Annotated in this window: 17 protein-coding genes; 14 read left to right on the top strand and 3 right to left on the bottom strand. The window is 70.5% G+C overall.

The window, feature by feature from the left end:
• Nucleotides 1–2: 2 nt before the first annotated feature.
• Complete coding sequence (locus tag ABZT93_RS13650) at nucleotides 3–974, bottom strand: LLM class flavin-dependent oxidoreductase (protein ID WP_356103338.1); 972 nt, start codon at nucleotides 972–974, stop codon at nucleotides 3–5.
• A 318-nt stretch (nucleotides 975–1,292) separates the two neighbouring features.
• Between ABZT93_RS13650 and ftsY the strand changes: the two genes are divergently transcribed.
• A complete protein-coding gene (gene ftsY / locus ABZT93_RS13645) occupies nucleotides 1,293–2,486 on the top strand; it encodes a signal recognition particle-docking protein FtsY (protein ID WP_356103335.1) in 1,194 nt (397 codons plus the stop codon).
• 79 nt (nucleotides 2,487–2,565) lie between these two features.
• On the opposite strand, the gene ABZT93_RS13640 is transcribed toward ftsY, so the two are convergent.
• The gene (locus ABZT93_RS13640; protein WP_356103332.1) at nucleotides 2,566–3,222 is read right to left on the bottom strand and encodes a bifunctional DNA primase/polymerase; all 657 of its coding nucleotides are present in this window, start codon (nucleotides 3,220–3,222) and stop codon (nucleotides 2,566–2,568) included.
• Nucleotides 3,223–3,654: 432 nt separating this feature from the next.
• Between ABZT93_RS13640 and ABZT93_RS13635 the strand changes: the two genes are divergently transcribed.
• From ABZT93_RS13635 to ftsH, 6 genes are all read left to right on the top strand, one after another.
• Nucleotides 3,655–5,160 (top strand): hypothetical protein, encoded by a 1,506-nt coding sequence (locus tag ABZT93_RS13635; protein ID WP_356103331.1) that lies wholly within the window; start codon nucleotides 3,655–3,657, stop codon nucleotides 5,158–5,160.
• A 311-nt stretch (nucleotides 5,161–5,471) separates the two neighbouring features.
• Entirely contained in the window at nucleotides 5,472–6,803 is a 1,332-nt protein-coding gene (locus ABZT93_RS13630) for an ammonium transporter (RefSeq protein WP_356103328.1), read from the top strand.
• Nucleotides 6,800–7,138, top strand: coding sequence for a P-II family nitrogen regulator (locus ABZT93_RS13625; RefSeq protein ID WP_003997576.1), 339 nt, complete (start codon nucleotides 6,800–6,802; stop codon nucleotides 7,136–7,138). Before ABZT93_RS13630 ends, ABZT93_RS13625 begins: the two co-directional genes overlap by 4 nt.
• Nucleotides 7,139–7,164: 26 nt before the next feature.
• Nucleotides 7,165–9,612 carry a [protein-PII] uridylyltransferase gene (locus ABZT93_RS13620; RefSeq protein WP_356103325.1) on the top strand — a complete coding sequence of 816 codons (2,448 nt, stop codon included), beginning with the start codon at nucleotides 7,165–7,167 and terminating at the stop codon, nucleotides 9,610–9,612.
• Between the two features lie 84 nt (nucleotides 9,613–9,696).
• The gene (gene ffh / locus ABZT93_RS13615; RefSeq protein ID WP_356103322.1) at nucleotides 9,697–11,250 is read left to right on the top strand and encodes a signal recognition particle protein; all 1,554 of its coding nucleotides are present in this window, start codon (nucleotides 9,697–9,699) and stop codon (nucleotides 11,248–11,250) included.
• Between the two features lie 49 nt (nucleotides 11,251–11,299).
• Nucleotides 11,300–13,240 (top strand): ATP-dependent zinc metalloprotease FtsH, encoded by a 1,941-nt coding sequence (gene ftsH / locus ABZT93_RS13610; protein ID WP_356103319.1) that lies wholly within the window; start codon nucleotides 11,300–11,302, stop codon nucleotides 13,238–13,240.
• Here ftsH and ABZT93_RS13605 read toward each other — a convergent pair.
• Nucleotides 13,237–14,094, bottom strand: a complete 858-nt coding sequence (locus ABZT93_RS13605; RefSeq protein WP_356103317.1) for an SAM-dependent methyltransferase — start codon at nucleotides 14,092–14,094, stop codon at nucleotides 13,237–13,239. The genes ftsH and ABZT93_RS13605 overlap by 4 nt on opposite strands.
• Before the next feature lie 200 nt (nucleotides 14,095–14,294).
• On the opposite strand from ABZT93_RS13605, the gene proS reads away from it, so the two are divergent.
• From proS to rplS, 7 genes are all read left to right on the top strand, one after another.
• Nucleotides 14,295–15,710 carry a proline--tRNA ligase gene (proS, locus tag ABZT93_RS13600; RefSeq protein ID WP_356103315.1) on the top strand — a complete coding sequence of 472 codons (1,416 nt, stop codon included), beginning with the start codon at nucleotides 14,295–14,297 and terminating at the stop codon, nucleotides 15,708–15,710.
• A 261-nt stretch (nucleotides 15,711–15,971) separates the two neighbouring features.
• The gene (locus ABZT93_RS13595) at nucleotides 15,972–16,571 is read left to right on the top strand and encodes a hypothetical protein (RefSeq protein ID WP_355741128.1); all 600 of its coding nucleotides are present in this window, start codon (nucleotides 15,972–15,974) and stop codon (nucleotides 16,569–16,571) included.
• Between the two features lie 253 nt (nucleotides 16,572–16,824).
• Nucleotides 16,825–17,244, top strand: coding sequence for a 30S ribosomal protein S16 (gene rpsP, locus ABZT93_RS13590; RefSeq protein WP_037708517.1), 420 nt, complete (start codon nucleotides 16,825–16,827; stop codon nucleotides 17,242–17,244).
• Nucleotides 17,245–17,246: 2 nt separating this feature from the next.
• A complete protein-coding gene (locus ABZT93_RS13585) occupies nucleotides 17,247–17,486 on the top strand; it encodes an RNA-binding protein (protein ID WP_003973401.1) in 240 nt (79 codons plus the stop codon).
• An 83-nt stretch (nucleotides 17,487–17,569) separates the two neighbouring features.
• Nucleotides 17,570–18,121 (top strand): ribosome maturation factor RimM, encoded by a 552-nt coding sequence (gene rimM, locus ABZT93_RS13580; RefSeq protein WP_356103311.1) that lies wholly within the window; start codon nucleotides 17,570–17,572, stop codon nucleotides 18,119–18,121.
• Complete coding sequence (gene trmD / locus ABZT93_RS13575) at nucleotides 18,121–18,954, top strand: tRNA (guanosine(37)-N1)-methyltransferase TrmD (protein WP_356103308.1); 834 nt, start codon at nucleotides 18,121–18,123, stop codon at nucleotides 18,952–18,954. Before rimM ends, trmD begins: the two co-directional genes overlap by 1 nt.
• A 131-nt stretch (nucleotides 18,955–19,085) precedes the next feature.
• Nucleotides 19,086–19,436 (top strand): 50S ribosomal protein L19, encoded by a 351-nt coding sequence (rplS, locus tag ABZT93_RS13570; protein WP_007384968.1) that lies wholly within the window; start codon nucleotides 19,086–19,088, stop codon nucleotides 19,434–19,436.
• Nucleotides 19,437–19,449 lie beyond the last annotated feature (13 nt).

The following is a 19,449-nucleotide window of genomic DNA, read 5'->3' as shown; positions in this document are numbered from 1 at the left end:
ATTCAGCCGCCCAGTGCCGGAAGCACCCGTTCCGCGAACAACCGCAGACTCCGCCACCCCTCCTCCACCGGCATCCCGCCCGCCAGCGGATGCAGGACGAGGTTGTCGAGCCCCTGCTCCACGCACTCGTCCGGTGTCAGGATCCGGTACACGCCTTCCGCGCGCAGCTCCTCCACGCTCACAGCCGCCGACCGCACCGCCGAGCGGATGTCACCGGACTGCCAGGAGGCGTACGTCCGGGCCTCGTGCAGGAAGTGTTCCCCGTGCCGTGCCCACACCTCGTCCGGGTTCTCGGCGATGTGCAGCAGCGGCGTCTCGGCCGTCGGCATCATGGTCCAGCCCTCGGTGCCGTACTCGACGAGGCGCTCCTTGTAGTACGCCTCGAGCTCCGGCAGATGCGCGCTGGGGAAGAAGGGGAGGCCCAGGCGGGCGGCCCGGCGGGCGGCGGCCTTGGAGGAGCCGCCGACCAGGAGGAGGGGGTGCGGGTCGGTGAAGGGGCGCGGGGTGACCCGTACCGTACGACCGCGGTACTCGAACTCCTCGCCGGTCCAGGCCTTGAGGAGGGTCTCCAGGAGCTCGTCCTGCAAGCGGCCGCGCCGCCTCCACTCCACGTCGAACAGCGCGTACTCCTCCGGCCGGTACCCGATCCCGGCGACCGTCACCAGGCGGCCGCCGCTCAGCAGGTCCAGTACGGCGATCTCCTCGGCCAGGCGGAGCGGGTCGTGCAGCGGGCCGATCACGGCGGAGACGGTGACCGCGATCCTGCGCGTCGCGCCGAAGACCGCGCCCGCGAAGGCGAACGGCGACGGCAGCCAGTTGTTGTCGACGCCATGGTGCTCCTCGGTCTGCACGGTGGTGATCCCGTGCTCGTCGGCGTACGCGGCCATGTCCAGGGCGGCCCGGTAGCGGGCGCTGAGGGAGGCGGGCGTCGCGCCGGGCTCGACGAGGTTGAAACGGACGACCGTGACGGGCATGGGAGGTCCCCCTTCGCCGGACGGGTGGTGCGGGGACGGTAGCTGACGGAGCGTCAGATTGCCATGGGGGTGGCACGCACGACCGTGGGGAGGGAACCGTCGCGGCCGGGTGCGTCCCGTTCGGCCGTCCGCCCGGCCGGTTCCTGCCCGATCGGCGCACCGGTCCGTACGACACGATCGGCGCCGCGACGCCGACGGCCAGGGCCTGCCGGAAGCCGAGGCCGTACGAGCAGGGTCCGCTCCCGGCCGATCTGCTCGCTCGCCCGAGCGATGCGGCGCAGTCGCCGCGGCGAGGGTGGGATGGATACTGGACGGGTTATGGAAACCGTCATCCTTGCTGTAGTCATCGCCGTGGTCGTGCTCGGTGTGCTCGGCGGGCTCGTCGTCGGCAGCCGACGCAAGAAGCCGCTGCCCCCGCCGCCCCCTTCCGCGCCCGACATCACCGCCCCTCCGGCCGAGCCGCACGTCGGCGACGAGGCCGAGACCCCGCGCGACGAACCGCGCCGGACCATAGAGGAGGTCGATCTCCCGGACGGCTCGGCGCCGCCCGTCACAGAAGAGCTCCCCCCGACCGAGATCGAGATCCCCGAGCCCACGGCCGGACGCCTGGTCCGACTGCGTGCCCGGCTCTCCCGCTCGCAGAACGCGCTCGGCAAGGGGCTGCTCACACTCCTGTCGCGCGAGCACCTCGACGACGACACCTGGGAGGAGATCGAGGACACCCTCCTCACCGCCGACGTCGGCGTGGCCCCCACCCAGGAACTGGTCGACGGGCTGCGTGAGCGGGTGAAGGTGCTCGGCACCAGGACCCCCGACGAACTGCGCGGACTGTTGCGCGAGGAGCTGCTGAAGCTGGTCGGCACCGAGGTCGACCGCACGGTGCGGACCGAGCCCGAGGAGCGCAAGCCGGGCATCGTGATGGTCGTCGGGGTCAACGGCACCGGCAAGACCACCACCACCGGCAAGCTCGCGCGCGTGCTCGTGGCCGACGGGCGGACCGTCGTCCTGGGCGCCGCCGACACCTTCCGGGCCGCAGCCGCCGACCAGCTCCAGACCTGGGGCGAGCGGGTGGGCGCCCACACCGTGCGCGGGCCCGAGGGCGGCGACCCCGCCTCCGTGGCCTTCGACGCGGTGAAGGAGGGCAAGGAGATGGGAGTGGACGTGGTCCTCATCGACACCGCGGGCCGCCTCCACACCAAGACCGGTCTCATGGACGAACTCGGCAAGGTCAAGCGGGTCGTCGAGAAGCACGCCCCGCTCGACGAGGTACTGCTGGTGCTGGACGCCACGACCGGGCAGAACGGCCTGGTGCAGGCCCGCGTCTTCGCCGAGGTCGTCGACATCACCGGCATCGTCCTGACCAAGCTGGACGGCACCGCCAAGGGCGGCATCGTGGTCGCGGTCCAGCGTGAGCTGGGTGTGCCGGTCAAGCTGATCGGCCTGGGAGAGGGCGCGGACGACCTGGCGCCGTTCGAGCCGGAAGCGTTCGTGGACGCGCTGATCGGGGACTAGGTCACCGGTCACCGATACAGGTGCGAAGAAGCGCCCGCCCCCGAGGTGCAGTCGGGAGCGGGCGCTTCGCTGTGTACGTCTACGCCTGTGACCGGTGTGCCACGTACGCCAGCGTCCCCAGCAGCAGGCGGGCCGCCGGAGGTTTCGTCGCCGCGTCCAGCGAAGGCGGCCGCAGCCACCGCACCGGCCCCAGACCGCCCCGGTCCGACGGCGGAGCCGTGATGTACGTGCCGGGGCCCAGGCCGCGCAGGTCCAGGGAGGCGCTGTCGTCCCAGCCCATGCGGTAGAGGAGTTCGGCCAGGTCGGACGCGGCACCGGGGGCGACGAAGAACTGGGCGCGGCCTTCGGGCGTCGCGATCACCGGCCCGAGGGGCAGGCCCATGCGCTCCAGGCGGACCAGGGCGCGGCGCCCGGCCGGCTCGGCGACCTCGATGACGTCGAAGGCCCGGCCGACCTGCAGCATCACCGAGGCGCCGGGGAACTCGGACCAGGCCTTGGTCACGTCGTCGAGCGTGGCCCCGGCCGGCACCGCGGGCGCGAAGTCGAGGGGGTGGGCGCCGGGGTGACGACAGTCCGCGCGGCCGCAGGAGCAGGCGCCGGCCGAGGCCCGCGCGCCCGGGACGACGTCCCAGCCCCAGAGTCCGGTGAACTCGGCGACGGCGGTGCACTCCGAGGAGCGGCCGCGCCTGCGCGTGACGGAACGAATCTCCCGAATGCCGCCGATCGTGAAACCCATGCCCCCTCCAACGGGTCCAGCGTGCCGGTGGTTACGAGGCGGACGCGAACAGTCACTCTCCGTTGCCACTTCCGGGCGATGGCGGCGCTCGGCAGTGTCCCGGGTGGTGTGCTGGGTCATGTGCGCCCCTGAGTGCACCGCTCCGCCCACCGCGCTCGGTCTATGTCAAGTGAATCGTGTGGGGGCGACGGTGAGTTCATTCGAAGGGGTGGCGAATGGTGGCGTTTCCGGGATCGCCATGGCTGGACGCGTGATCGTAGGATTACGCTGAGTGCACGAGTCCTGGAGCGCATGCACTCATGGGTATGCCGGAGGCAAGTCGGTTCCCCGTTCGAAGGCTGACAACCGCCGGACGAACGGCCGTATTTACCGGCATTCTGATAAGGCTTGGCGCACTCGGCGACAAGTGGTCTCAGGGATGGGGGCGTTCCAGTGGGCGGCAACAGCGGAAGCGGGACGGGCGCCGGGAGTGCAGCGCAGAGCTCCTCTTCGGTCGACAAGCGCCCCAACGAGCTGCTGACCTCCTGGTTCGTGCGCAGCGGCTGGTCGAAGGGCGAGCTCGCCCGCCAGGTCAACCGCAGGGCCCGCCAGTTGGGCGCCAATCACATCTCCACCGACACCTCGCGGGTGCGCCGCTGGCTGGACGGCGAGAACCCCCGCGAACCCATCCCGAAGATCCTCTCCGAGCTGTTCTCCGAGCGGTTCGGATGTGTCGTCTCCGTCGAGGACCTCGGACTGCGCGCCGCCCGCCAGTCACCGTCCACGACCGGGGTCGACCTGCCCTGGACGGGCCCGCAGACCGTGGCTCTGCTCAGCGAGTTCTCGCGCAGCGACCTCATGCTGGCGCGGCGCGGCTTCCTCGGGAGCTCGCTGGCCCTGTCCGCGGGCCCGTCCCTCATCGAGCCCATGCAGCGCTGGCTGGTCCCCGGCCCCGCCGCCCCCCCGCACCGGGAGCCCGACCCCGCCGCGGCCCGCCGCGTGGGCCGGCTCTCCAAGCCGGAACTCGACCTCCTCGAGTCGACGACCGTGATGTTCCGTCAGTGGGACGCCCAGTGCGGCGGCGGCCTGCGCCGCAAGGCGGTGGTCGGCCAGCTGCACGAGGTGACGGACCTCCTCCAGGAGCCCCAGCCCGAGACCACCACCCGCAAGCTGTTCAAGGTCGCCGCCGAGCTGGCCGAGCTCGCGGGCTGGATGTCGTACGACGTAGGGCTCCAGCCCAGCGCGCAGAAGTACTTCGTGCTCGCACTGCACGCCGCCAAGGAGGCCGGCGACAAGCCGCTCGGCTCCTATGTCCTGTCCAGCATGAGCCGCCAGATGATCCATCTCGGGCGGCCCGAGGACGCCCTGGAGCTGATCCACCTCGCGCAGTACGGCAGTCGGGACTGCGCGAGCCCGCGGACCCTGTCGATGCTGTATGCGATGGAGGCCCGTGCCTACGCCAACATGGGCCAGCCCGGCAAGTGCAAGCGGGCGGTCCGGATGGCCGAGGACACCTTCGCCGAGGCGGACGAGTGGGACGAGCCGGACCCCGACTGGATCCGCTTCTTCTCCGAGGCGGAGCTGTACGGCGAGAACTCCCACTCCTACCGCGACCTGGCCTACGTCGCCGGTCGCAGCCCGACCTACGCCTCCCTGGCCGAGCCCCTCATGCAGCGGGCGGTGGAGCTCTTCTCCGGCGACGGCGAGCACCAGCGGTCGTACGCGCTCAACCTCGTCGGCATGGCCACGGTGCATCTGCTGCGGCGCGAGCCCGAGCAGAGCACCGTGCTGGTGGAACAGGCCATGCACATCGCCAAGAAGGTCCGCTCCGAGCGGGTCAACACTCGTATCCGAAAGACGGTCGACACGGCCGTACGCGATTTCGGTGCTCTCGCCGAGGTCGTGGCTCTCACCGACAAGCTCGCAGCCGAACTCCCGGAGACCGCGGAAGCCGTCTGAATCCCCGGAACCCCGGCCGCGGCCGGCCCTCCCGAACTGCCCGACTCGGCTCCCCCATGCCAGGTCGTCGGAAGGCCGACCGTGGCCGGTTTCTCACCTTCTCCGAAGGTTGCGCCACGATAACGATCGACGCGGCCCATATCCGCCAGTTCATCGACGCGTAACACGCAAGGCGTCTTCGTCACGGCGGCGAAACAACGAGGGGCTTCCACCGAAACCGCGCTGCGCGAATCTCATGGCGCATAACCGGCCCACCCCTCAATCCGCTCTGGCTTCCCGCACGGGGCCGTACCTACGACGAGGAGACGCCGATGGCACCAGCCATCACGCTCGCCGCAGACAAGCTGTCTGTGGCGAACACAGGCTTCATGTTGATCTGTTCCGCCCTGGTGCTGATCATGACCCCGGGCCTTGCCTTCTTCTACGGAGGCATGGTCCGCGTCAAGAGCACCCTGAACATGCTGATGATGAGCTTCATCAGCATGGGTATCGTCACCATCCTGTGGGTGCTCTACGGCTTCTCCATGGCGTTCGGTACGGACCACGGCTCGCTCATCGGCTGGGAGAACGACTTCTTCGGCTGGACCGGCATCGACAAGGGCGACATCTGGTCCGGGTACACGATCCCGGTCTTCGCCTTCGCGGTCTTCCAGATGATGTTCGCCATCATCACGCCCGCCCTGATAAGCGGTGCCCTCGCCGACCGCGTGAAGTTCAGCGCCTGGTCGCTGTTCGTCGTCCTGTGGGCGACGGTCGTCTACTTCCCGGTCGCCCACTGGGTCTGGGGCACCGGCGGCTGGGCCTTCGAGCTCGGTGTGATCGACTTCGCCGGTGGTACCGCGGTCCACATCAACGCGGGTGCCGCGGCGCTCGGCGTGATCCTGGTCATCGGCAAGCGCGTCGGCTTCAAGCGCGACCCGATGCGCCCGCACAGCCTCCCGCTGGTCATGCTCGGCGCGGGCCTGCTGTGGTTCGGCTGGTTCGGCTTCAACGCCGGCTCGTGGCTCGGCAACGACGACGGCGTCGGCTCCCTGATGTTCGTCAACACGCAGATCGCCACCGCCGCCGCCATGCTGGCCTGGCTCGCCTACGAGAAGATCCGCCACGGCGCGTTCACCACGCTGGGCGCCGCCTCTGGCGCGGTCGCCGGTCTGGTCGCCATCACCCCGTCCGGTGGCGCGATCACCCCGATCGGCGCGATCTGCATCGGCGCCATCGCCGGTGTCGCCTGCGCCGCGGCCGTCGGCCTGAAGTACCGGTTCAACTACGACGACTCCCTGGACGTCGTCGGTGTCCACATGGTCGGCGGTGTCATCGGCTCCCTGCTGATCGGCTTCTTCGCCAGCGGCAAGGGCCAGTCCGACGTCAAGGGCCTGTTCTACGGCGGCGGCCTGGACCAGTTCTGGAAGCAGTGCGCCGGTGTCTTCGCGGTCCTCGCCTACTCCCTGATCGCCTCCGCGATCCTGGCCTTCCTGCTCGACAAGACGATCGGCATGCGGGTCACTGAGGACGAGGAGATCTCGGGCATCGACCAGGCCGAGCACGCCGAGACCGCATACGACTTCAGCGGTGCCGGTGGCGGCGCCGCCCGGACCTCCGCCACGGCCCCGACCGCCGACGCGGGCAAGAAGGTGGACGCATGAAGCTCATCACCGCCGTCGTCAAGCCGCACCGGCTCGACGAGATCAAGGAAGCCCTCCAGGCATTCGGCGTCCACGGCCTGACGGTCACCGAGGCGAGCGGTTACGGTCGTCAGCGGGGCCACACCGAGGTCTACCGCGGTGCCGAGTACACCGTGGACCTGGTGCCGAAGATCCGCATCGAGGTCCTCGCCGAGGACGACGACGCCGAGCAGCTGATCGACGTCATCGTCAAGGCGGCCCGCACCGGCAAGATCGGTGACGGCAAGGTCTGGTCCCTGCCGGTCGAGACCGCCGTACGGGTCCGGACGGGCGAGCGCGGCCCGGACGCGCTCTGAGCGAAGTACAGAACAGGAGCTGCTGGGTGACGAGCACGAACGTGCACAAGGACGTAGAGGACTCGGGACCCAGCGGCTATGCGGCGGCCCGGCTGCGCCTCCTCCAGGAGGGGGCGCGGTCCGGGCCGCCGCGCCGTTCCGCCCTCTCCGCGCTGACCGACGACTGGCTCTCCGGGCTGTTCAGCGCGGGCGCCGAGCAGCTGCGCGGGGTCTCCCTGATCGCCGTCGGCGGCTACGGCCGCGGCGAGCTGTCGCCCCGCAGCGACCTGGACCTGGTCCTGCTGCACGACGGCAGCGACTCGGACGCGGTCGCCGCCCTGGCCGACCGCATCTGGTACCCCGTCTGGGACCTGGGCCTCGCCCTCGACCACTCCGTGCGCACGCCCGCCGAGGCCCGCAAGACGGCCGCGGAGGATCTGAAGGTCCAGCTCGGCCTCCTGGACGCCCGCCACATCGCCGGTGACCTGGGGCTCACCGCGGGATTGCGTACGACCGTCCTCGCCGACTGGCGCAACCAGGCCCCCAAGCGCCTTCCCGAGCTCCAGGAACTGTGCGCCGAGCGCGCCGAGCGCCAAGGTGAGCTCCAGTACCTCCTGGAACCCGATCTCAAGGAAGCCCGCGGTGGTCTCCGGGACGCCACCGCCCTGCGCGCCGTCGCCGCCTCCTGGCTGGCCGACGCCCCGCGCGAGGGCCTCGACGACGCCCGGCGCCGGCTGCTCGACGTCCGGGACGCCCTGCACCTGGCGACGGGCCGTGCGACCGACCGGCTCGCGCTCCAGGAACAGGACCAGGTCGCCGCCGAACTCGGCCTGCTCGACGCCGACACCCTGCTGCGGCAGGTCTACGAGGCCGCGCGGGTCATCTCGTACGCCAGTGACGTCACCTGGCGCGAGGTGGGGCGGGTGCTCAGGTCGCGGGCGGTGCGGCCACGTCTGCGCGCCATGCTCGGGGGCGGCAAGCCGGTGGCCGAGAGGTCGCCCCTGGCGGAGGGGGTCGTCGAGCAGGACGGCGAGGTGGTGCTCGCCCGCGCCGCGCGCCCCGACCGGGACCCCGTGCTCCCGCTGCGCGCCGCGGCCGCCGCCGCCCAGGCCGGACTCCCGCTCTCCCTGCACGCCGTCCGGCGCATGGCGGCCGGTGTGCGCCCGCTGCCCACGCCCTGGCCCGCCGAGGCCCGCGAACAGCTCGTGACCCTGCTCGGCTCCGGCCAGCCCACCATCGAGGTCTGGGAGGCGCTGGAGGCCGAGGGGCTGATCACCCAGATGCTGCCCGACTGGGAGCGGGTGCGCTGCCGTCCGCAGCGCAACGCCGTGCACATCTGGACCGTGGACCGGCATCTGATCGAGACGGCGGTCCGCGCCTCGGAGTTCACCCGGCGCGTTCACCGTCCCGACCTGCTGCTCGTCGCCGCGCTGCTGCACGACATCGGCAAGGGCTGGCCGGGTGACCACTCGGTGGCCGGCGAGATCATCGCGAAGGACGTCGCCGCGCGTATCGGCTTCGACCGCGACGACGTCGCCGTACTCTCCACGCTCGTACGGCACCACCTGCTGCTCGTGGACACCGCCACCCGGCGTGACCTGGAGGACCCGGCCACCGTGCGCTCGGTCGCCGACGCGGTCCGGTCGCAGGGCACCCTGGAGCTGCTGCACGCGCTGACCGAGGCGGACGCCCTGGCCACCGGACCGGCTGCCTGGTCGTCCTGGCGGGGTTCGCTCGTCGCCGACCTGGTCAAGCGGGTGGCCGCGGTGCTCGCCGGGGACGACCTCGACGAGCCCGAGGCCGCCGCGCCCACCGCCGAGCAGGAGCGGCTCGCCATCGAGGCGGTCGCGACGGGCGGCCCGGTGCTGTCCCTGCGCGCACAGACCGAACCGCCCGTGGACGCCCAGCCCTCGGCCGACCCGGAACCGCTCGGTGTGGAGCTGGTGATCGCCGTACCGGACCAGCCAGGGGTGCTGCCCGCGGTCGCCGGAGTGCTGGCCGTGCACCGGCTGACCGTCCGCACCGCCGAACTGAGCACCCAGGATCTGCCCGATGGCGTCGAAGGTGCCGTGCTCCTGCTGAACTGGCGGGTCGCCGCCCAGTACGGCTCGCTGCCCCAGGCGGCCCGGCTGCGCGCCGATCTCGTACGGGCCCTGGACGGGTCGCTGGACGTCGCCGGGCGCCTCGCCGAGCGGGACGCCGCGTATCCGAGGCGCCGGGGTGTCGTCGCGCCCCCCGCGCGCGTGACGGTCGCCCCGGCCGCCTCCCGGCACGCCACGGTGATCGAGGTGCGCGCCCAGGACGCCCCCGGACTGCTGTTCCGCATCGGACGCGCCCTGGAGGACGCCGGGGTGCGGATGCGCAGCGCACATGTGTCGACGCTGGGCGCCAACGCGGTGGACGCCTTCTACGTCACCGACGGCAAGGGAGCCCCGCTCGGGGTCGGCGAAGCGGCTTCCGTGGCCCGGAAGCTGGAGGAGACCCTGCGGGGCTGACCGGGGGATCCCGGCCACGTGTGTCGCCGGGATACCCTGGAGGGCGATTCCCAGCTGCCACCGACCCCGAGGACCGCGAGCGCCGTGTTCGATACTCTTTCCGATCGCCTCTCAGCGACTTTCAAGAACCTGCGCGGCAAGGGACGGCTCTCCGAGGCGGACATCGACGCCACCGCGCGCGAGATCCGTATCGCGCTCCTCGAGGCGGACGTGGCCCTGCCGGTCGTCCGGTCGTTCATCAAGAACGTCAAGGAGCGGGCCCTCGGTGCCGATGTCTCCCGGGCGCTGAACCCCGCCCAGCAGGTTCTGAAGATCGTGAACGAGGAGCTCGTCACGATCCTGGGCGGCGAGACCCGGCGCCTGCGGTTCGCCAAGAACCCGCCCACCGTGATCATGCTGGCGGGTCTCCAGGGTGCCGGTAAGACCACCCTCGCGGGCAAGCTCGGCCACTGGCTGAAGGAGCAGGGCCACTCGCCGCTGCTCGTCGCCGCCGACCTCCAGCGCCCCAACGCCGTCAACCAGCTGAGCGTCGTCGCCGAGCGCGCCGGGGTCGCGGTCTACGCCCCCGAGCCGGGCAACGGCGTCGGTGACCCGGTCAAGGTCGCCAAGGACTCCATCGAGCACGCCAAGGCGAAGGTCCACGACATCGTGATCGTGGACACCGCCGGCCGTCTCGGTATCGACCAGGAGCTGATGCAGCAGGCCGCGGACATCCGCGACGCCGTCAGCCCCGACGAGATCCTCTTCGTCGTCGACGCGATGATCGGCCAGGACGCGGTCAACACCGCCGAGTCCTTCCGCGACGGCGTCGGCTTCGACGGCGTGGTGCTCTCCAAGCTCGACGGCGACGCCCGCGGTGGTGCGGCCCTGTCGATCCGGCAGATCACCGGCAAGCCGATCATGTTCGCCTCCAACGGCGAGAAGCTCGAGGACTTCGACGCGTTCCACCCTGACCGGATGGCCTCCCGCATCCTCGACATGGGTGACCTGCTCACCCTGATCGAGCAGGCGGAGAAGACGTTCAGCCAGGAAGAGGCCGAGAAGATGGCCTCCAAGCTGGCGTCCAAGAAGGGCGAGGACTTCACCCTCGACGACTTCCTGGCCCAGATGGAACAGGTCCGGAAGATGGGCAGCATCTCCAAGCTGCTCGGCATGCTCCCGGGCATGGGCCAGATCAAGGACCAGATCAACAACCTCGACGAGCGGGACGTCGACCGCACCGCCGCCATCATCAAGTCGATGACCCCGGCCGAGCGCGCCGACGCCACGATCATCAACGGCTCGCGCCGCGCCCGTATCGCCAAGGGTTCCGGTGTCGAGGTCAGCGCGGTCAAGAACCTCGTCGAGCGGTTCTTCGAGGCCCGCAAGATGATGTCCCGCATGGCTCAGGGTGGGGGAATGCCGGGTATGCCCGGGATTCCGGGCATGGGTGGCGGTCCCGGCCGCGCCAAGAAGCAGCCGAAGAAGGCCAAGGGCAAGCAGCGCTCCGGCAACCCGATGAAGCGCAAGCAGCAGGAGGCCGAGGAGGCCGCGCGCAAGGCCGCGGGCGCCCAGGGAGGCAACGCCTTCGGGGTGCCCGGCCAGCAGGCCCCGCAGGACTTCGAGCTGCCGGACGAGTTCAAGAAGTTCATGGGCTGAGTTCATCTCCGCGTGTGCCGGGGGTGGGTGTTTGTCGTAACGTCCGGATATGACCAACCCCGCCCCGCCGCGCAAGTCTCCCGAGCAGCCCTGGCGTACCGAGGGCACCCCCGAGGAGCCGCCGAAGCCGCCGTCGGGCGGGCGCAGGCCGCGCGGCGGCTGGTGGAGCCTGGTCGTCACCGCGCTGGTCGTGTACCTGATCGCCAACCTCGTGCTGTCCTTCTTCAACGAGGGCGACGAGCCGACGATCTCCTACACGGAGTTCAGCAAGCAGGTCGACGCCGGCAACGTCAGCAAGATCTACGCCAAGGGCGACGCGATCCAGGGGCAGCTCAGGAAGAAGCAGGACAACCCCGAGGGCGACGGCACCTACACCAAGTTCAACACCGAGCGGCCGACCTTCGCGGACGACCAGCTCTGGGAGGACCTGACCAAGAACGACGTCACGGTCACCGCGGAGCCGGTCGTCCAGCACCGCAGCTTTCTGGCCAACCTGCTGATCGCGCTGGCCCCGATGCTGCTCCTGGTCGTGCTGTGGATCTTCGTCGCGCGGCGGATGCGGGGAGCGTTGGGCGGCGCCGGCGGCATGCTCGGCCGCAAGGCCCCGCCCAAGCCGGTCGAACTGGAGGAGGGCACGAGGCGCACCACCTTCGAGGATGTGGCCGGCATCGACGAGGTCGAGGGCGAGCTCAACGACGTCGTCGACTTCCTGAAGAACCCCGACGCGTACCGCCGCATGGGGGCCAAGATGCCGCGGGGTGTACTGCTCGCCGGTCCGCCCGGCACCGGCAAGACGCTGCTCGCGCGAGCAGTGGCCGGGGAGGCCGGCGTGCCCTTCTTCTCGGCCTCCGCGTCCGAGTTCATCGAGATGATCGTCGGCGTCGGCGCCTCACGCGTGCGTGAACTGTTCGCCGAGGCCCGCAAGGTGGCCCCGTCGATCATCTTCATCGACGAGATCGACACCATCGGCCGGGCCCGCGGCGGCGGCGCCGGCATGGGCGGCCACGACGAACGCGAGCAGACCCTCAACCAGATCCTCACCGAGATGGACGGCTTCTCCGGCTCGGAGGGCGTCATCGTCATCGCGGCCACCAACCGCGCCGACGTCCTGGACCCGGCCCTGACCCGCCCCGGCCGCTTCGACCGGGTGGTCATGGTCTCGCCCCCGGACCGCGGCGGCCGCGAGGCCATCCTGGAGATCCACACCCGCGAGATCCCGCTCGCCGACGACGTGAACCTCGCCCAGGTCGCCCGTACGACCCCGGGCATGACCGGTGCCGAACTCGCCAACCTCGCCAACGAGGCCGCGCTGCTGGCGGTCAAGCGCAAGCAGGAGAGAGTGACCCAGTCCGACCTCTCGGAGGCCCTGGAGAAGGTCCAACTGGGCGCCGAACGGCCCCTGGTGATGCCCGAGGAGGAGCGCCGCAGGACGGCCTACCACGAGAGCGGACACGCCCTCCTCGGCATGCTCCAGCCCGGCGCCGACCCCGTCCGCAAGATCACCATCGTCCCGCGCGGGCGGGCGCTCGGCGTGACCCTCTCGACGCCGGACGCGGACAAGTACGCGTACACCGAGCAGTACCTGCGCGGCCGGATCATCGGCGCCCTCGGCGGCATGGCCGCGGAACAGGTCGTCTACGGCGTCGTCACGACCGGTGCGGAGAACGACCTCGAACAGGTCACCAACATCGCGCGCGGGATGGTCGCGCGCTGGGGCATGAGCGAACGGGTGGGCCGGCTCTCCGCCCTCCCCGGCGACGCCCAGCAGGCGTACGGCCTCGCCGCCGCGCCCCAGACCCTCGATGTGATCGACGGCGAGATGCGGCGGATCGTCGACGAGTGCTACGAGGAGGCGTGCCGCAAACTCACCGAGCACCGCGACCAACTGGACGCCCTCGCCGAGGCGCTGCTGGAGCGGGAGACGCTGGAGGAGACCGACGCGTACCGCATCGCGGGCATCACACGGCTGACGAAGGAGACCGACGGCTAGGGCACGCGCGCGACCAGGTACCGGAAGACGTTCGGCATCCACACCGTGCCGTCCCCGCGCTGGTACGGATGCAGGGCCTCCGTCACCTCCTTGTCCACCTGCGCCTGGTCGGTCGCCTCGATGGCCGCGTCGAAGAGGCCCGTCGACAGCAGCCCCTTGAGCGCGCTGTCGAGATCGGCGTAACCGAAGGGGCAGGAGACCCGGCCCGAGCCGTCGGGCCGCAGGCCGGCCCGCTGGGCGACCTCCTCCAGGTCGTCGCGCCGGGCCGGGCGCCAACTTCCCGTACCGCGCAGCGGATCCGCCAGTCTGGTGGCCACCCGCAGCACGGCCGCCGTGGCGCACCGCTCCGGGGGGCCCCAGCCGACGAGCGCCACGGGTGCCCCGCGCTCGGCGAGCGGGGTCGCCGAAACGAGAAGCTCACCGAGCCCCTCCGAGTCGCCCGCGAGACACCCGATCGGCTCGAAGGCCGTCACGAGGGTGTACGGGGTGGTCCCGGCGTCGGCGGCGTCCCCGGGCGTTCCCTCGACGACCCGCGTGCCGGCCCGCGCGCGTGTGCCCCACGCCTCCGGCTGCAGCCGCTCCCGCGCGAGCGCCAGCCGTTCCGGGGAGGCGGGCTCTACACCGGCGACCGCGGCGCCTCTGGAGGCCGCCATCAGCAGGGCGAGCCCGCTGCCGCAGCCAAGGCCCAACAGCCGTGTCGCGGGGCCCACTTCCAGTCGCTCGTAGACGGCCTCGTACAGCGGAACCAGCATTCGCTCCTGGATCTCGGACCAGTCACGCGCGCGTGCACCGAGGTCCCGACGGGATGTCTCTCCTGTCGAAGGCAGGTGCTGCCGCACGAGCGTAGGTGTCATGGATAAGCGCCCCAATCCGCCGAGAGTTGACTTGGTGCCCGATTCCGTAGCCCCCGTGACGTGCGCTCGCAGTTCCCCCGTATGCCAGGTAACTCCGCACTCGACCGCGCGTCCAGAGGCAGAAGGGCCCTGCTTGCGGGTTGGCATGTGCCGGGGAAAAGAATTCACATCCCGGCAATCTGGGCCCGTAACATCGCGCCATGGCAAAGGCACCTGTTCTCACACCCCGGGCGGACGACTTCCCGCGCTGGTACCAGGATCTGGTCAGCAAGGCCGAACTGGCCGACAACGGTCCGGTGCGCGGCACCATGGTCATCCGACCGTACGGGTACGGGCTGTGGGAGCGGATGCAGGCCGAGATGGACGCCCGGATCAAGGAGACGGGCACGCAGAACGCGTACTTCCCGCTGCTGATCCCGCAGTCGTACCTCACCCGTGAGGCCGACCATGTCGAGGGCTTCGCGCCCGAGCTCGCGGTCGTCACCCACGGCGGCGGCAAGGAGCTGGAGGAGCCCGCGGTCGTCCGCCCCACCTCCGAGATGATCATCAACGACTACTTCTCGAAGTGGGTGCAGAGCTACCGCGACCTGCCCCTGTTGATCAACCAGTGGGCGAACGTGGTGCGTTGGGAACTGCGGCCCCGGCTCTTCCTGCGCACGTCGGAGTTCCTGTGGCAGGAGGGCCACACCGCGCACGCGACCCAGGAGGACGCGCGCGCGTTCGCCTCGCACATCCACCGGCAGGTCTACGAGGACTTCATGACCAACGTCCTCGCCATGGACGTCGTCCCCGGCCGCAAGACCGTCAAGGAGCGCTTCGCCGGCGCCATCAACACCCTCACGCTCGAAGGCATGATGGGCGACGGCAAGGCCCTCCAGATGGCCACCAGCCATGAGCTGGGCCAGAACTTCGCCAAGGCCTTCAACACCTCGTACCTGTCGAAGGACGGCACCCAGGAACTCGTCTGGCAGACCTCCTGGGGCTCCACCACCCGCATGATCGGCGCCCTGGTGATGATGCACGGCGACGACAACGGCCTGCGCGTCCCGCCGCGGCTCGCGCAGACCCAGGTCGTCGTCCTCGCGATCAAGGGCGACGAACCGGTTCTGGCCAAGGTCCGCGAGATCGGCGACCGGCTGAAGGCAGCGGGGCTGCGCGTCCACGTCGACGACCGCACCGACACCCCCTTCGGCCGCCGCGCGGTCGACTGGGAGCTCAAGGGCGTGCCGGTCCGCGTCGAGATCGGGCCCCGTGACCTGGAGAGCGGCACCGCGATGGTGGCCCGCCGCATTCCGGGCGGCAAGGAGGCGATCGCCGTCGACGATCTCGTACGACTGCTCCCGGCCGTCCTGGAGGAGGACCAGGCGCTGCTGCTGGCCCAGTCCCGCGAGCGCCGTGAGTCCCGGACGACCGAGGTGTCGACGTTCGACGAGGCCGTCGAGGCCGCCGTCGGCGGCGGCTGGGCGCGGATCCCGTGGGCCGCTCTGGGCGAGGAAGGCGAGGCCAGGCTGGCCGAGCACGCGGTGACCGTACGGTGTCTGGTCGCGGAGGACGGGTCGGTGCCGGGAACCGACGACGCCCCCGGTAACGTCGCAGTGGTCGCGCGCGCTTACTGAGGCAGGGCCCTTCCGGTGCGAGAGCGACCGAAACGCCTCTTGCGCACCTGCGGATCACAACCGCACCGGCGCGTGGACACGATCTACGCGCCGGGGCGTACCTCACACTACGTACCGGCTTGGTATGAGCTGTGAGGCTTCTCCGCAGATCAGCGCACCCGCCCTCGTCTCCACGCATCAGCGGCAACTGACGGGTACGTGCAAATTATTTGGGATGCCCCGGAATAGGAACACCGGGGCACCCTGGCTCGTTGTCATTACGTGAGCACGACACAGACACCACCTGTTCTCGCCGCAGAGCTGGCCGAGGCGTGGGCCGACATTCAGCGGTACCACCCCGAGCTGCCGGATCTTGCCGCGCCAGAGTCCCTGATCGGGGAGTCGTCGTCCGCTTGCGGTCACGAGCTCTCCTTCGAGCGACTGCTTCACGAGGCAGTCCACGGCATCGCCGCCGCGCGAGGCATTCGAGACACCTCCCGCGCCGGCCGCTACCACAACCGCAGATTCCTCGCGATCGCCGAGGAGATGGGCCTGGACCACCCCGAGGAGCCGCACCCGAGCAGCGGCTTCTCACTGGTCACGCTCACCCCCGAGGCGAAGCGCCGCTACCGTCCGACCATCGAGCGGCTCCAGCGCGCGCTCAAGGCCCACACGGCAGCGACCTCCGCCGACACCGCCCGCTCCTTCCGGGGTCCGGCGGCGCGTCACGGCTCCTCCGGAGGCGGGGTCCGGGTCAAGGCGGTCTGCGACTGCGGCCGCAATGTGAGGGTCGTTCCCTCCGTACTGGCCCAGGCGCCGATCGTCTGCGGGGGCTGCGGGAAGCCGTTCCGCATTCCCGAGATCGTCGCCGCGGCGAGCTGAGATCGCGGCTGCTCGTGGCAGTCGCGGTCCTGCCCTGGGGCACCTGGAGTGCCAGGTGCCCCTCAGGCATGCTCGTGCGCGGCCTCGGTCCGAAGAGAGCCCCGGGGTGTGGCACAATGGCTAGCTGTACTCGACAGCCGCACAGGAACCCTCTCGCCTCCGGCTGACGCGTCCATCGGGCACTCGGGTACCGCAACCCCACGCGGCAGTCTCGCCGTGCCCAACCACGTCAAATCCAGGAGAACCCACTCCCGTGGCAGTCAAGATCAAGCTGAAGCGTCTGGGCAAGATCCGTTCGCCTCACTACCGCATCGTCGTCGCCGACTCCCGCACCCGTCGTGACGGCCGTGCGATCGAGGAGATCGGCCTGTACCACCCGGTGCAGAACCCCTCGCGCATCGAGGTCGACTCGGAGCGTGCGCAGTACTGGCTGGGTGTCGGCGCGCAGCCGACCGAGCCCGTGCTCGCCATCCTGAAGAAGACCGGCGACTGGCAGAAGTTCAAGGGCGAGCCCGCCCCGGCTCCGCTGCTCCAGCCGGCCGAGAAGGCCGCGCGTCCCTCGTTCGAGGCCCTCGGTGGCGACGACGAGGGCAAGGGTGAGGCCATCACCCAGAAGAAGAAGGCTGAGAAGAAGGACGAGGCTGCGGCTGAGTCCGAGTCGACCGAGGCCTGAGCATGCTCGAGGAGGCTCTCGAGCACCTCGTGAAGGGCATCGTCGACAACCCCGATGATGTGCAGGTCGCCTCGCGCAACCTGCGTCGCGGGCGAGTGCTCGAGGTCCGGGTCCATCCCGACGACCTCGGAAAGGTGATCGGCCGCAACGGCCGCACCGCACGCGCCCTGCGGACCGTCGTGGGCGCCATCGGCGGCCGCGGTGTCCGCGTCGACCTCGTCGACGTCGACCACGTCCGCTGACGTCAAACGCAGCACCGGCTCGGGCCGGGGAGGGCCTACGGGCCGTCCCCGGCCCGTAGTCGTATGACAGGAGAGCAAGCACAGTGCAGCTGGTAGTCGCACGGATCGGCCGCGCCCACGGCATCAAGGGCGACGTCACCGTCGAGGTACGAACCGACGAGCCCGAACTCAGGCTCGCCCCCGGCGCCGTCCTGGCCACCGACCCGCCCTCCACGGGGCCGCTCACCATCGAGACCGGCCGCGTCCACAGCGGCCGCCTCCTCCTGCGCTTCGAGGGCGTGAAGGACCGCACCGCCGCCGAGGCCCTCCGCAACACCCTCCTGATCGCCGAGGTCGACCCGGAGGAGCTGCCGGAGGAGGAGGACGAGTACTACGACCACCAGCTGATGGACCTCGACGTGGTCACCGCGGACGGCGTCGAGGTCGGCCGGATCACCGAGATCTCGCACCTGGCCTCCCAGGACCTCTTCATCGTCGAGCGGCCCGACGGCAGCGAGGTGATGATCCCCTTCGTCGAGGAGATCGTTGCCGAGATCGACCTGGCGGAGCAGAAGGCGGTCATCACACCACCGCCCGGGCTGATCGACGACCGCGCCGAGATCGCCTCCTCCCGGGATTCCGAGGACGAGTCCTGATGCGCCTCGACGTCGTCACGATCTTCCCCGAGTACCTCGATCCCCTGAACGTCTCCCTCGTCGGCAAGGCACGCGCGCGGGGGCAGCTGGACGTGCACGTCCACGATCTGCGCGAGTGGACGTACGACCGGCACAACACCGTCGACGACACCCCGTACGGCGGCGGCCCGGGCATGGTCATGAAGACCGATCCCTGGGGGGACGCCCTGGACTCGGTGCTGGCGGACGGCTACGAGACGGGCTCTCACGCGCCCGCTCTCATCGTCCCCACCCCGAGCGGCCGCCCCTTCACCCAGGAACTCGCCGTGGAGCTGTCCGAGCGCCCCTGGCTGATCTTCACGCCCGCGCGTTACGAGGGCATCGACCGCCGGGTGATCGACGAGTACGCCACGAGGATGCCGGTCCACGAGGTGTCCATCGGCGACTACGTCCTCGCCGGCGGCGAAGCGGCCGTACTGGTGGTCACCGAGGCGGTGGCCCGGCTGCTGCCCGGCGTCCTCGGCAACGCCGAGTCGCACCGGGACGACTCCTTCGCGCCCGGAGCCATGGCGAACCTGCTCGAAGGCCCCGTCTACACCAAGCCGCCCCAGTGGCGCGGCCGCGGCATCCCGGACGTCCTGCTCAGCGGCCACCACGGCAAGATCGCCCGCTGGCGCCGCGACGAGGCGCTCAGACGTACGGCGGCCAACCGGCCCGACCTCATCGAGCGCTGCGACCCGGCGGCCTTCGACAAGAAGGACCGCGAGATGCTCTCCATCCTGGGCTGGGCGCCGGACCCGGCGGGGGAGCCGTACGGCCGATTTTGGCGCAGGCCAGAAGGCGTGGAACAATAGGCCGCTGTTGTGCGTCGTCCGGCGTGCGCCCCTGCCACAGGGGGACACGACGCCCGCCCCGACACGGACAGCCTCCTCACGAACCTATCTACCGCCGATGACCTGTGGCATGGGCGAAGAAAGCAGACGAAATGTCTCACCTGCTCGACACCGTCGACTCCGCGTCGCTGCGCACCGACATCCCGGCCTTCCGCCCGGGTGACACCGTCAACGTCCACGTCCGCGTCATCGAGGGCAACCGCTCCCGTGTGCAGCAGTTCAAGGGCGTGGTGATCCGTCGCCAGGGCGCCGGTGTCCGCGAGACCTTCACGGTCCGCAAGGTCTCGTTCTCCGTCGGCGTCGAGCGCACCTTCCCGGTGCACACCCCGATCGTCGAGAAGATCGAGCTCGTCACCCGCGGTGACGTGCGTCGCGCGAAGCTGTACTACCTGCGCGAGCTCCGCGGCAAGGCCGCGAAGATCAAGGAGAAGCGCGACAACTGAGCGCCTTTCGGAC

Source organism: Streptomyces sp. NPDC005303, from assembly GCF_040607335.1.
Taxonomy (GTDB): domain Bacteria; phylum Actinomycetota; class Actinomycetes; order Streptomycetales; family Streptomycetaceae; genus Streptomyces.
Note: the sequence above shows the minus strand (reverse complement) of the source record. Positions and strands in the feature narration are given on the sequence as shown.